The 13,455-nt window shown below is 37.8% G+C and carries 13 protein-coding genes; 6 read left to right on the top strand and 7 right to left on the bottom strand.

Features of this window, described 5'->3' with window-relative positions:
- Positions 1 to 14 precede the first annotated feature (14 nt).
- Positions 15 to 872 (top strand): hypothetical protein, encoded by an 858-nt coding sequence (locus FFJ24_RS23820; protein ID WP_138819601.1) that lies wholly within the window; start codon positions 15 to 17, stop codon positions 870 to 872.
- A 57-nt stretch (positions 873 to 929) separates the two neighbouring features.
- Here FFJ24_RS23820 and FFJ24_RS23815 read toward each other — a convergent pair whose 3' ends face one another.
- Together FFJ24_RS23815 and greA are read right to left on the bottom strand one after the other, a co-directional pair.
- The gene (locus FFJ24_RS23815) at positions 930 to 1,328 is read right to left on the bottom strand and encodes an HIT family protein (protein ID WP_138819600.1); all 399 of its coding nucleotides are present in this window, start codon (positions 1,326 to 1,328) and stop codon (positions 930 to 932) included.
- Positions 1,329 to 1,416: 88 nt separating this feature from the next.
- Positions 1,417 to 1,890 (bottom strand): transcription elongation factor GreA, encoded by a 474-nt coding sequence (gene greA / locus FFJ24_RS23810; RefSeq protein ID WP_010603520.1) that lies wholly within the window; start codon positions 1,888 to 1,890, stop codon positions 1,417 to 1,419.
- A gap of 308 nt (positions 1,891 to 2,198) precedes the next feature.
- Between greA and FFJ24_RS23805 the strand changes: the two genes are divergently transcribed.
- Positions 2,199 to 4,079 (top strand): M1 family metallopeptidase, encoded by a 1,881-nt coding sequence (locus tag FFJ24_RS23805; protein ID WP_138819599.1) that lies wholly within the window; start codon positions 2,199 to 2,201, stop codon positions 4,077 to 4,079.
- 78 nt (positions 4,080 to 4,157) lie between these two features.
- On the opposite strand, the gene FFJ24_RS23800 is transcribed toward FFJ24_RS23805, so the two are convergent.
- From FFJ24_RS23800 to FFJ24_RS23790, 3 genes are all read right to left on the bottom strand, one after another.
- Positions 4,158 to 4,625, bottom strand: a complete 468-nt coding sequence (locus FFJ24_RS23800) for an OsmC family protein (protein ID WP_138819598.1) — start codon at positions 4,623 to 4,625, stop codon at positions 4,158 to 4,160.
- A gap of 310 nt (positions 4,626 to 4,935) precedes the next feature.
- On the bottom strand, positions 4,936 to 5,394 hold the full coding sequence (locus tag FFJ24_RS23795) for a hypothetical protein (protein ID WP_138819597.1): 459 nt from the start codon (positions 5,392 to 5,394) through the stop codon (positions 4,936 to 4,938).
- Positions 5,395 to 5,401: 7 nt separating this feature from the next.
- A complete protein-coding gene (locus FFJ24_RS23790; protein WP_138819596.1) occupies positions 5,402 to 6,322 on the bottom strand; it encodes an NAD(P)-dependent oxidoreductase in 921 nt (306 codons plus the stop codon).
- 218 nt (positions 6,323 to 6,540) lie between these two features.
- Between FFJ24_RS23790 and FFJ24_RS23785 the strand changes: the two genes are divergently transcribed.
- The 4 genes from FFJ24_RS23785 (at position 6,541) to FFJ24_RS23770 (ending at position 11,346) form a co-directional block, all read left to right on the top strand.
- A complete protein-coding gene (locus FFJ24_RS23785) occupies positions 6,541 to 9,027 on the top strand; it encodes an outer membrane beta-barrel family protein (RefSeq protein WP_138819595.1) in 2,487 nt (828 codons plus the stop codon).
- Positions 9,028 to 9,122: 95 nt separating this feature from the next.
- The gene (locus tag FFJ24_RS23780; RefSeq protein WP_138819594.1) at positions 9,123 to 9,677 is read left to right on the top strand and encodes an NUDIX hydrolase; all 555 of its coding nucleotides are present in this window, start codon (positions 9,123 to 9,125) and stop codon (positions 9,675 to 9,677) included.
- Positions 9,678 to 10,089: 412 nt separating this feature from the next.
- Positions 10,090 to 10,551 (top strand): IS200/IS605 family transposase, encoded by a 462-nt coding sequence (gene tnpA / locus FFJ24_RS23775; RefSeq protein WP_138819593.1) that lies wholly within the window; start codon positions 10,090 to 10,092, stop codon positions 10,549 to 10,551.
- 36 nt (positions 10,552 to 10,587) lie between these two features.
- A complete protein-coding gene (locus tag FFJ24_RS23770; protein ID WP_138819592.1) occupies positions 10,588 to 11,346 on the top strand; it encodes a 1-acyl-sn-glycerol-3-phosphate acyltransferase in 759 nt (252 codons plus the stop codon).
- 200 nt (positions 11,347 to 11,546) lie between these two features.
- Here FFJ24_RS23770 and FFJ24_RS23765 read toward each other — a convergent pair whose 3' ends face one another.
- Entirely contained in the window at positions 11,547 to 12,296 is a 750-nt protein-coding gene (locus FFJ24_RS23765; protein WP_138819591.1) for a LytTR family DNA-binding domain-containing protein, read from the bottom strand.
- 55 nt (positions 12,297 to 12,351) lie between these two features.
- Positions 12,352 to 13,377, bottom strand: coding sequence for a sensor histidine kinase (locus FFJ24_RS23760; RefSeq protein ID WP_246862689.1), 1,026 nt, complete (start codon positions 13,375 to 13,377; stop codon positions 12,352 to 12,354).
- Positions 13,378 to 13,455 lie beyond the last annotated feature (78 nt).

Raw genomic sequence — 13,455 nt, 5'->3', positions numbered from 1 at the left:
AAAACAAAAATCTTATGCTAATCTACTTAAAAAAGAATCTATTGGCGCTAGTATGTATAGCCATGGTATTTATAGCCTGCAAAAAAAATAGTTCAGAAGACCCTACACCCATCGGTAATAACAAAAAAGGTATCCAATTGGCAACAAACGCCAAATTCGGATCAGTATTAACCGATAAAGACGGCAAAACCTTATACTTTTTCGCAAATGATGCTGCAGGTGCACCAACCTGTACAGATGGTTGCGAAACCACCTGGCCACTTTATTATTCTGCAGATGCCAGTACAGATTTAAACCTGAACAAAGCCGAAGTTGGTGAAGTTACCCGTGCCGATGGCCGTAAACAGAGTACTTATCGCGGTTATCCACTTTATTATTTTGCCGGCGATGCTGCAAAAGGTGATATTAAGGGGGATGGTGTTGGTGGAATATGGTTTGTAGCCAAGCCCGATTATTCTTTAATGCTGGCTAATGCACAATTAACGGGAAACAGTATCAATTACACCAGTACTTATGCTGTAGGCGATGGCAAAACCATTTACTTAACTGACAGCAAAGGACGTACTTTGTATGCTTTTGCGCCAGACAAAAATGGTGTAAACACATACACCAAGAGTGTAACACAAGAAGGTATTTGGCCAGTGTATGAATCTGAAGTGCTTAACGTACCTTCTGCGGTAACAAAAACGGATGTTGGTGTAATTACTGTAGCCACAATTAACAAAAAACAGTTAACCTATAAAGGATGGCCATTATACTACTGGATCTCAGATGTAAAAAGAGGAGACAACCTGGGCATAGTAATCGGAAGAGGGCCAGGTTTAACTTGGCCGGTATTACAACTAAATGCTACTGTTGCCCCGGCACAATAAAAATATTTGGGTTAGGCGGGTTAGGACGGTCGGCTGTGTTTTCGCAGCCGGCCTTTTTTATACAGTTAATAAAGCCTGCTTAATTTTCTCAGCAGCCTCAGCCAATTCTTCATGGGTAGGCTTTAATTTTTCTTTGCTAAAGTTCATATCGCTTACACTATTCATCGGTATTAAATGGATATGTGCGTGCGGAACTTCCAATCCGATTACCGAAACACCTACCTTTTTACAAGGGAAAGCAATTTTTACACCTTTGGCTACAATCTTAGCGAACATCCACAAACCAACATATAAATCCTCATCCATATCGAAGATATAGTCGGTTTCAATCTTAGGGATCACCAATACATGCCCTGCAGTTAACGGCTGAACATCTAAAAAGGCTAAATATTCTACGGTTTCGGCTACAACATGTGCAGGGATTTCGCCTGCAACGATTTTTGAAAAGACAGTCATTTGAGGTATAGGGTTTAGGGGGTGAGGTTTAGGGTTAAGCATTTGGCGATAGGCCCTTAATAAACGCCGACTGCCAAACGCTATTCGCTTATCTCGAAATTTCGAGCACTTCAAACTGCATTTTACCTGCAGGTACTTCAATTTCGGCAAACTCACCTACCGATTTACCTAATAAACCTTGCGCAATCGGCGATTTAACAGAAATTTTTCCGGTTTTTAAATCAGCTTCACTTTCTGCTACCAACTGGTAAGTCATGGTTGCACCGTTTTTAACATTTTTTATTTTTACAATGGATAATGCTAATACTTTCGATAAGTCTAATTTAGACTCATCAATTAAACGTGCATTTGCCAGCGTATTTTTTAATTTCGCTATTTTTGCTTCATGCAAACCTTGCGCTTCTTTAGCAGCATCGTATTCTGCATTCTCCGATAAATCACCTTTATCCCTTGCTTCTGCAATTGCTTTAGATATTAGCTGACGACCGGTGGTTGTTAAATAATGAACTTCCTCTTTTAATTTATCTAACCCCTCTTGGGTGTAGTATGTTACCTCTGTCATTGCTCTATTAATTTTATTCAAACGCTATAAAAAACAAACAAGACTATATAGTTGGTTTGCTACATAGTCTTGCTTCAATTATAACGAAGATAAAATCTGGAAATTACAAAAGCAAATAAAAGATTAAGATTTAACGGATTTTTAGATTTCAGGATCTTTTTTTTACATCAATCGGCTTATAGGAGAGGTAAGACCCACCAGAAATGTAACATTCAATCATACACTCATTCAAAAATCTATCATTCTCTCACTCAATCATTTTCTAATTCAATCATTAGTTTTAATTTAGCTTAAATTATTCTTAAAAAATGAAAAAGTTATTTCCTATCGCCCTGCTCCTCAGTTTGGGCGTTTATATGGCTTCGGCCCAGGAGCTTTATATGCCCCGGAATATCAAAGCGGCATACGCCAAGGGTACACGCTCAATGAATGGAAAACCTGGTCCAAATTATTGGCAAAACCACGGTAAATACAATATGGATATTAAGGTAGATGCCGAAACCAAAGTGGTGAGTGGTAAAGAAGAAATTTTGTACAGTAACAACAGTTCCGATACCTTAAAAAACCTGGCCATCCGCTTTGTAAACAACCTGCATAAACCAACTTCACCAAGAAGTGGAGCCGTAAGTGAAGACTTTTTGAGTACGGGTTTAAATATTATCGCTTTATCGGTAGATGGCGAAACTTATAAAGTGGATAGCAAAAGCTGGGGAACAGTAGGTAATGTACCGCTAAAGAAACCTTTATTACCAAAATCGAAAATTACAGTTAAAATAGAGTGGGATTACCCATTATCAAAAGAAAGTGGACGCGAGGGGCAGATTGATCCCAACTCGTTTTTTGTAGCTTACAGCTATCCCCGCATTTCGGTTTATGATGATTATAATGGCTGGGACCGCATTCCGCATACGGATAGAGCCGAGTTTTATAACGATTTTAACGATTACGAATTTTCGATCAAAGCGCCTAAAAATTATGTGGTATATGCCACAGGCGATTTCCTTAACCCGGATGAGGTATTGCAACCTGAAATTTCTGCGCGTTTAAAGAAATCATATACCGGTGATGAAGTAATCCACATTGCTACCGAGCAGGAAATGAAGGGTGGTAAAGTAACCCAGCAAAAAGACTGGAATACCTGGAAGTTCGCGGTAAACCACATTACCGATGTTACTTTTGCACTCAGCAACCACTATGTTTGGGATGGCGCTAGTGTAATTGTAGATAAAAAGACCAACCGCAGATCGAGCGCTCAGGCGGCATATAATCCAATCACCGGAAAAGACTTTGTTAACTCGGTTAAATACAATCTCAATGCTTTAGACTGGTTCTCGAATAATTGGCCGGGTATCCCCTATCCTTATGTAAAAACCATTGCTTTTCAGGGTTTTGCCGATATGGAATACCCAATGATGGTAAACGATTCGCAGTTTGGAGATCCTGTTTTTGCACAGTTGGTTCAAGACCACGAAGTGGCACATACTTACTTTCCTTTTTACATGGGCATTAACGAAACCCGTTATGCTTATATGGATGAAGGTTGGGCCACTACATTCGAATATTTAATTGGTATTGCCGAGCATGGCAAACAAGCTGCTGATGATTTTTACAAGAAATTTAGAGTTGATCAATACATTAACGATAAATCTACTGAAGAAGATCAACCGGTAATTTCAATGTCCGATCAGGTTTCAGGAGCTGGTTATGGGAACAACGCTTATGGAAAAGCGTCTTTATCATATTTGGCTTTAAAAGATATGCTTGGAGATGACTTATTCAAGAAAGCACTACATACTTATATGAGCAACTGGAATGGCAAGCATCCAATTCCATGGGATTATTTTAATTCGATGAATGCAGGTTCCGGTCAGAATTTAAACTGGTTTTTCCAAAACTGGTTCTTTACCAACAACTATCTTGATTTAGCGATCGCCAAATTAACACCTGCAAAAGGAAAATCTACGTTAGCTGTTAAAAATGTTGGAGGTTTTGCAATTCCTTTTGATGTGGTAGTCACTTATGCTGATGGAAAAGTTGAGACCATACACCAAACACCAGCGGTTTGGAAAGCAAATCAAAAAGAAGTTAATATCACGATTAATACCACTAAAAAAATAACGTCAATCAGTTTGGATAACGGCATTTATGTAGATGCTACACTAGGGGATAACATTTATGAGGTAAAATAATTCAGGTCAAAGTTGGCAATTTTCAGTTGGCAGTTAGATATAAGCTGTCAACTGAAATTGTTGACTGAGAACTGAAAACTAATAACTGAGAGCTGGCTCGTGTTTGACCGGGAAATTTAGTGAATTGGCAATAAAACACATTTTATTGGCTTCGTGATGCAGAGATGCTGCAAGTTCGTAATGTGCCTTATCAGCTATTAAAACCTGGGGGTGAAGGGTAACTTCTCTAAATCTTCCGCTTCCATCAGCCAATTCTTCCATTGTACCTACCGCTTCATCTTTATAATCGATCACTACGATTTCGTTTTTAGAGCATAAATGTAAATACCAGAGCATGTGGCAGCTGGAAATCGAGGCCAATAAGAGGTCTTCAGGGTTATATTTAGATTTATCGCCCAAAAAGGCAGAATCTGATGATCCCGAAATATCCGCCTTGCCTTTTACTGAAATAATATAATCGCGATCGTACGAACGGTAATCCATTGTGCCCGAGCCTTTATTGCCCGTCCAGGTAACTGTGGTTGAATATAAGTGATCTTTCGGCATGATAAAATTGGTTAGATTGTATTGCCAATTTAAGAAAATAAAATTACTTTTTTGAAACCATCGGGTTTTATCGCTTAGATGTACCAATGGCTAAAAAGATAAATAATTAATTTTGAAAATGAGGGTTCGGCAGTGCTTCGGTCCCGAAAGTCCTGCTATCTCTCCAAGTCCTCGCTGCGCTGTGGGCTTTCCGTTCTATCAGGTTTAGCTAACAAAGGCTTACCCAGCCCATACGCAAAAGAACTTCAGGAAGTCTTTAGGTAACCTTAAAGATTTTCGACCCCAGTAAGGTATTTATCTTTCTGTAAAATTATGAGCTGATTTCGTGTCCTTTTGAAATCAAGAATGATTTAAGCAGATCATATGTACGTTCGTCTGCTTCAATATTAATTCCCATATTGTTTTCCATATACAAACATTCAAAACATATATTAAGTGCGGAAACAACTTCACGATCTTTATTGTAAAATACGATAGCATCCCTGTAAATAGGCGCACACATCCATGCAGGCATATTCGCAACGTCGATTTCCAAAATTCGAATCAATGTGATTCCCTCAGCATCAGCACATTGAAATGAACTAATTTTTCTTGAAGAAGGATTTATTTTTTTATCCGGACCAGTAATACGTTGATCATGCCAGGATATTGTATCAGAATTTCTATTCGTTTCAAAGTAATAAGTATTTTGCTGAAAGGAATAGGTTTCAACATATTCGAAATCGATACTTTTAATATAATCTCTTGAATTAATAGCTTGATTTGCCATACAGAGACTAAATCTTACGCAGTTTATCCGCTAAAACTTCCGAAATCTTACGATACGAATCAAACGTCCAGCCACCCACATGTGGCGTTAAAATCACTTTTTCGTTATTTTTTAATTCATCATACCAGGGCTGTTCACCCAAAGCAGGAAATTTCTCAGTTTGTAAAACATCTAAACCTGCGCCCAAAATCTTGCCGCTTTTTATGGCATTTAGCACCGCAGGTGTATTTACAATTTCGCCGCGGGCCGTATTGATAAAGAAAATCGGCTTTTTAAAATGAAAAAAATATTCTTCATCCATCATTTGCTTCGTTTCGGCCGTTAATGGAATATGTAAGCTCAGCACATCACTGTATTTTACAATTTCTTCCATACTCACCTCACGGGCAAAAGCATCGCTAAAACCTGTTTTATATTTATCATAAGCCATTACATCCACTTCGAAACCAGCCAGTTTTTTCGCAAAACTCTGTCCCATAAAGCCATAACCGATAATGCCAACCTTTTTGCCTTTCAGTTCGTAACCGCGGTTCCCTTCACGGTCCCAAACACCATTTCTGATTTCCATATCCGCCCTGCGGAAGTTATTCATCAAAGATAAAAGCAAGCCGGTGGCATGTTCGCCAACAGCATCACAATTGCCTTCGGGTGCATTAATCAGCTCTATATTTCTTTCGAAAGCAATTTTATCATCAATATTATCCAAACCAGCCCCTGCCCTGGCTACAAACTTTAAATTTGGAGCGGCAGCAAAAATTTCGGCATCTATCCTAAATTTCGTCCTTACGGCAATACCAGTATAGTCTTTTATTTTATCTAAAGTTTGTTGACGCGTAATCTGCGGTTCATCATCAACCTGGTAACCCATCGCAGTTGCCTGTTCTTTAAATACAGGATGCAGGTCATCAACAATTAATATCCTTTTCATAATAAGCAAAAGTAACATTTTACAGATTGATCAATTGTAATATTCTATCATTGCTGCTGGCAAAACTGAAAACTGCTATTTACGAACTGCCAACTGTAAATTAGCCCACAAAAATATTACTATAAAATGGCTGTAATAAAATAGTTACGGCCCATTTATTAAACTTACTTGCCGTTACTTTGTCTCCCTTTATAAAAACACACGAAATTTAATTTTTAATGAAACTATTTCAATACAGAACAATACAGATTATCCTATTACTGCTCACTTTTTCATTTAGTCTTTTTGCACAAACAGGCGGAAAAGCAAAAATTACCGGAGTACTTAAAGATGCCAAAACACAAGAAACCATTCCTTTTGCCACGGCAGTCTTAATCAATAAAGCCACAGCAAAAAATGCCAAAATAGTTCAAACAGATGTGAATGGTGCATTTGTAATGACAGAAATCCCTACAGGGACTTTTACCTTTAAAATCAGCTTCGTTGGTTACCAAACCATGGTTAGGGACAATGTAACGATTACCGCAAGTACGGGTACCTTAAATTTTGGCGACATTAAAATGAATGCGGCAAAAGGTAATGTATTAAGCGAAATTACCGTGACCGGCCAGAAACAGGGTATGCAAATGGGCATTGATAAAAAGATTTTCGCAGTAGATCAGAGTGTAATCAGCGAAGGTGGTTCTGCTGGCGATTTATTGCAGAATATCCCTTCCGTTTCTACCGATATGGATGGCAATGTGAGTTTACGCGGCTCTGCGGGTGTTAAAGTATTAATTGACGGAAAGCCATCTTTAATTGCCGGTGGTAATGTAGCGCAGATTCTTCAATCCATTCCTGCCAGTTCCATCGAAAGTGTTGAAGTAATTACCAATCCATCAGCAAAATACGATGCTGAAGGCCAATCAGGTATCATTAACATTGTACTTAAGAAAAATACAAAACTTGGGTTTAATGGTTCAGTTGCTTTAACAGCAGGTAACCGTGATAATTATAATGCCAATACCAACTTAAGTTTTCAAAACAGTAAAGTAAACATTTATGGAAACTATGGCTACCGTTATGGAAACCGCGTGGGTGGTGGTTTTCAGGATATTTTTTATAAGCCAGATACACTTGTAACACGATTTGCCAATCAGAATACCGTTTCAAAATCATTAGATAAAGGACATAATGCCAAAGCGGGTATTGACTATTATTTAGCACCTAAAAGTGTAATCAGCTTATCTGGCGGTTTCAATTCAAGGGAAAATGAACGCAATGACTTGCTTAATATCAGACAGTTGAACATCAATCAATCTCCTGTTTTGTTAAGTACCAGAACCAACAATACTGACGGTTATGGCAATAGTTATGATGCTAATTTGGATTATGTGCAGAAGTTTAAGAAACCGAAAGAGGAGTTAACTTTTAACTTCGGTTACTCGTATGGCACCAATAATAACGATCAGTATTACAGCACCAATACTACTAACCGCAATGGTGTACCCATTGATGAAACCTTAAGTTTACAACGCGTATTTAATACAGGTAATAACACCAACTATAATATTCAGACGGATTATGCCCTGCCAGTAGGTAACGCAGGTAAAATTGAAGTAGGTTACCGCAGCCAGATCCGCTTAGGGAAAAATGATCAATATGCAGATTCGATCCTAACCAACAGCACTATCTACATCAGCAACAACAAGTTGATTAATGGTTTTGATAGTAAAGATCAGGTGCATGCCCTGTATTTCAATTACCAGAACCAGATTAAAGATTTTGGTTATCAAATAGGTTTAAGGGGAGAAGATGCACGTTTAGATACACATTTAGAAGGTTATACCAATAATGTATTAACCACTGCCGAAGGAAACATTCATTACAAAAGGATATACCCAAGCGTGTTCTTAACACAGAAACTAAAGGGCGATAACCAGATTCAACTGAGTTATACCCGCCGTGTAAACCGACCACGTCCATGGGATACCAATCCATTTTTAGATGTTTCTGACCCCTTAAACTACAGAGGCGGTAACCCTAATTTATTACCTGAGGATGTACACTCTTTTGAGTTGGGTTATAGCAAGTACTGGAAAAAAGTAACCTTAACTTCAAGCTTGTATTTCCGTCAGACCAATGATGTAATCCAACGCGTAAGAAGTACACCAGTTAATGGGATTATTACCTCAACCCCTCAAAATTTAACAAACCAGATTAATAGCGGTTTAGAATTAATTGGCCGCTTTGACCTGATTAAAGCTTTAAACTTTACCACAAACGTAAACTTGTACCAGGCAAAGTTTGCTGGTGATGCACGATTTGACATTCCATCAAGCAGTGGCTTTAGCTGGAACGCCAACCTGACCGGAAATTTAACGGTAGTTAAGAGTTTATCTTTACAGGTGCGCGGCGACTATAGGGCACCAGAAGTGATGGCACAGGGAAAACGTAATGCGATGTATGGGATTGACGGGGGAGCCAAATACGATTTCCCTAACAAAAAAGCATCTTTAAGTTTCAATGTCAGAGATGTCTTTAATACCAGAAGATGGAGCATGACCACCGAAGACAGAGCCACAATTGTTGATTTTGAACGCCAGTTTCAAGGAACAATGGGGAATTTAACTTTCTCTTACCGCTTTGGAAAAACCACATTTACCGGTACTAATAAAAAGAAAAAAGAAGATCAGGACAACCGTCCTGATGAAGGATCATTCTAATTTAACCAAGGGTGCTTAGAAAAAAATCTAAGCACCTTTTTTTGTTCTACATTTTCTCCTTCCTTAAAAACCATAGTAAGTTATTATCTTGCACCATGGAAGAAACTAACCCCTGGAAAACGCTGGAAAGCGAGGTAAAATACGATAATAACTGGATTCGTTTAACCGAACACCAGGTCATTAATCCATCTGGTGGGCAAGGAATTTATGGTACCGTTCATTTTAAGAATTTGGCCATCGGAATTCTTCCTTTGGATGAAAAATACAATACCTGGCTGGTTGGCCAATATCGGTACGCCCTAAATGCCTACAGCTGGGAAATTCCCGAAGGCGGAGGACCATTCCATGAAGCGCCATTAGAAAGTGCAAGAAGAGAATTACTGGAAGAAACGGGTATGAGTGCCAGAAACTGGAAAGAGATACAAAGAATGCACTTATCCAATTCTGTGAGCGATGAACTGAGCATAATCTATGTTGCCACTGGTTTAATTCAAGGTATCGCTATGCCAGAAGAAACGGAACAACTTGTGGTAAAAAAATTGTCCTTTAATGAAGCTTATCAAATGGTACAAAATGGAGAAATTACCGATTCGATGAGCGTAGCTGCAATCTTAAAAGCCAAACTGATGATAATGAATGGCGAATTGTAACCGGGGGAACCACCAAATGTTCCTAACGGAACATAAAAATATTATATACTTTTTCTACCGGGCATATGTCCCGGTGGGACATTGCATTGATTAAATATTAAAATTATTTATATTAAATTGCTGAAACAAACCCTGAATATTAATCACCCAAAAAACTAATGGTGTCCCAGAGGGATGTCGGCTTATTATTTTTTTTAACAGTGGGTTCTTATAAAAATTCTCCTAACACCTAAAAATATTGCATCAGCACTTGTTCTATAGAGCCATTTGTTTTAAATTGCTAGTGCAATCCCTAAATATTAAATCATCCTAAAATTAATAATGTCCAGTATGGACATTTCCTCGGTAGAAATTGCAGACGGCAATTTTCGTTCCGTAGGAACGTTTGATTATGATTTAAATTTAGAACGCTATGCCAAATACCTATACCCAATTACACATTCAGTTTGTTTTTGCAGTTAAATTTCGTGCTTCATTAATTCATCTGGAATGGAAAGAAAGGCTATTAAAATATCTCACAGGAATATTTCAGGCAAATAACCATAAAATGATACAGACTAATTGTATGCCCGATCATATTCACATTTTTATTGGTATGCGGCCACATCAGTCTATTTCTAGCCTGATTCAAAATGTAAAGACAGAAAGTTCTAAATGGATTAATGACCAGCGATTTTGTAAAACAAAATTTGCCTGGCAAGAAGGTTATGGTGCATTTTCATATTCGAAAAGCCATATTCAACAGGTCATCCAATACATTCAAAATCAGGAACAGCACCATAAAAAGGAGAACTTTTTACAGGAGTACACCCGTTTCTTAAAAACGTTTGAGATTGAATACGAAGAAAGATACATCTTCAAAGAACCAGAATAATTTATTATTATCTTTGCCCTCTATTAAATCAACCAGATGAGCAAGCTTTTCGGCTATATTTTAAGCCCTGTTTTTTATATTTTCTTTGGTTTAACCCTTTGTATATTCCACCCTATACAATGGCTTTGTTTTAAGCTTTTTGGCTATAAAGCGCATAAAGTTTCGGTAGATATCCTTAACTTTTTCCTAACCTACTGCCAGGTCTTTTTATTCAATTCAATCAGTTTTAAAAATGAATACGATTTACCAACAGATAGACCAATTATATTTGCCGCGAACCACCAGAGCATGTACGATATCCCTTCGTTAATTTGGTTTTTAAGAAAACACAGTGCAAAATTCATCTCTAAAATTGAGCTTACCAAAGGCATTCCGTCAATATCCATTAACCTGCGTTTAGGTGGCGGTGCAAACATCAACAGGAAAGACAACAAACAGGCCATCTCTGAAATCATCAAGCTTGGCCGCAGAATGAAAGAGAATAACTGGAGTACTGTTATTTTCCCGGAGGGAACCCGGGCAAAAGATGGTCAGTTAAAAACTTTCCAATTTGGCGGTATTGCTACCATATTAAAAGTTGTACCTAATGCTTTAGTGGTTCCGGTGGCCATAGAAAATTCGTGGAAAATTGTCCGCTTTGGTATGTTTCCGTTAACCACAGGAAATGCCTTAAAATGGACGGTTTTAAAGCCAATAGAACCTGGCGCAAAAACTGCAAATGATATTACTTTGGAAGTAGAAAACGAGATCAGGAAAGTTCTAGGTCAGCCGATGCCGCAGCCTGCTAGTTTGTAATTTTAATTAATCACCTTAAGTATTCTTCGACTCCGCTACCATAGATAGAATTCCATAGAACGGTCGTCATCTCGACTATAGCGCAGCGAAATGGAGAGATCTATCTAAACAGATTCTCGTAAAATATTCGTTGTTTCTGTGAAATTCGTCGCAACACAGTGGTTAACCGGTCAAGCGCTAGACGCCTAAAGCCAATCGCTCTAAATATTTTTGTTCCCAATCACCCTGAAAAATTCATCGCGGTAAGTATCTCCAACCGGGATAATTTTTTGGTTAATGGTAATGCGGCTACGCTCAATACTTTCAATCTTATCAACCGCCACAATATAAGATTTATGCACCCGGATAAACTGACTTTGAGGCAAAGCTTCTTCCATCTTCTTCATGCTCTGAAGCGTAATTACACGTTCGTCCTTTGTAAATATCGAAATGTAATCTTTTAAGCCTTCTATGAATAAAATATCGTGCAGATAGATTTTTTGAATCTTATGTTCCGTTTTTACAAAAATATAATCCTGAACCGGGTTTGGTGCACCTGAAAATGGTGCTGGCGTAATAATCGGCTGGGCCACACTGGCAGGCGTTTCAACCGGCTTTACCTGATTGTGAACTTTTTCTACCGCTTTATAAAAACGGTCGAATGCAATTGGCTTTAACAGGTAATCAGAAACATTCAGGTCGTAACTTTCTAAAGCGTACTGCGGGTAAGCGGTAGTTAATATGTAGTGGCATTTATTGCCGGCAATTTTTAAAAACTGGATTCCGGTTAACTCAGGCATCTGAATATCTAAAAACACAAGATCAATCCCTCCGCCCTGAACAATCTGCAAAGCTTCAATAGGATTTTCGCATCTTTTAACCATAGTTAAAAAAGGTACTTTAGATATATAATCCTGTAAAATATCAAGCGCTAGAGGCTCATCATCAACAACAATACAGTTTAAGTTCATTTTAGGTTATTATTTAATTAATGATTTATTATCCGGTTTATGGTTAGTTATCGGATTATATGTCAATCATCAGTTCACAGGTATAATGAGTAGCCGAATTTACAACATTTAATTTATATCTATCAGGATAAACCAATTGTAACCGCCGTTCTACATTGGTTAAACCAACTCCTCCCTGTGCATCTTTATTCTGCTGGTTCTTTTTATTCACTACACTAAAATGCAAAATTTTCTGATTGGCAATGATATTGATTTTAACTGGTTCTGCAGGATCAGTTACTACGCCATGCTTAAATGCATTTTCTACAAACGAAATCAACATTAGAGGAACAATTTTTTGATTATCAATTTCGCCGTTTAAGGTAAGCTCTATATAGGCCCCATCTTTAAACCTAATTTTTTGCAGTTCGATATAACTGGTTAAATAATCTACCTCCTTACTTAACGCTACGGTTGGCGTGTTGCTTTCGTAAATCATGTAGCGCATAATTTCTGAGAGCTTCATAATGGCATCGGCTGTTTTATCTGATTTCTGATAAGCCAGCGAATAGATATTGTTAAGCGAATTAAAAAGAAAATGAGGGTTTAACTGCGATTTTAAAAACTGAAGTTCCATTTCGCGACGCTCACTTTCTAAATTACGCTGAATCCTTTCGCTTCCAAACCAATCAATAGTAAACTTGATAATACAGCTACTGATCATAAAAAAGCCGCCAACAAAAGCTTTACCTGCAAAATATTCATTCACATTATATTCTGCCTTTCCACCTCTCACCATCATCATATCTGATGGATATAAAACTGCAACAACTGTCTTAATTAAGGCAAAAACTGCAATCATCAGAAAAAAAGCAAAAACATAAAGCCAATACTTTTTTCTTCTCTTAATGAGTTCAGGAATTAAAAAAATGTAGTTGATGTAGAAAAGTGAAACATTTAGGATTCCAAATACACCAAATGAGATGAACTCCCGCTTCAGCGTTATTCCAGAGCCAGTTGTTATCACGATAACAACTGCACCTATTAATATAGTTGCCCAGAAAATACTGTGCAATATTAAAGCTCCCTTACCTTCTTTCATTACAAATTGTTTTACCAGAAATAACAGCTGCCCATATATATTTTAGAACCGCTTTTTTCATGCATCCAAAATAAATAA

Source organism: Pedobacter sp. KBS0701 (genome assembly GCF_005938645.2).
Classification (GTDB): domain Bacteria; phylum Bacteroidota; class Bacteroidia; order Sphingobacteriales; family Sphingobacteriaceae; genus Pedobacter.
The sequence above is the reverse complement of the archived record's forward strand: the minus strand, read 5'-3'. Positions and strand labels throughout refer to the sequence as shown.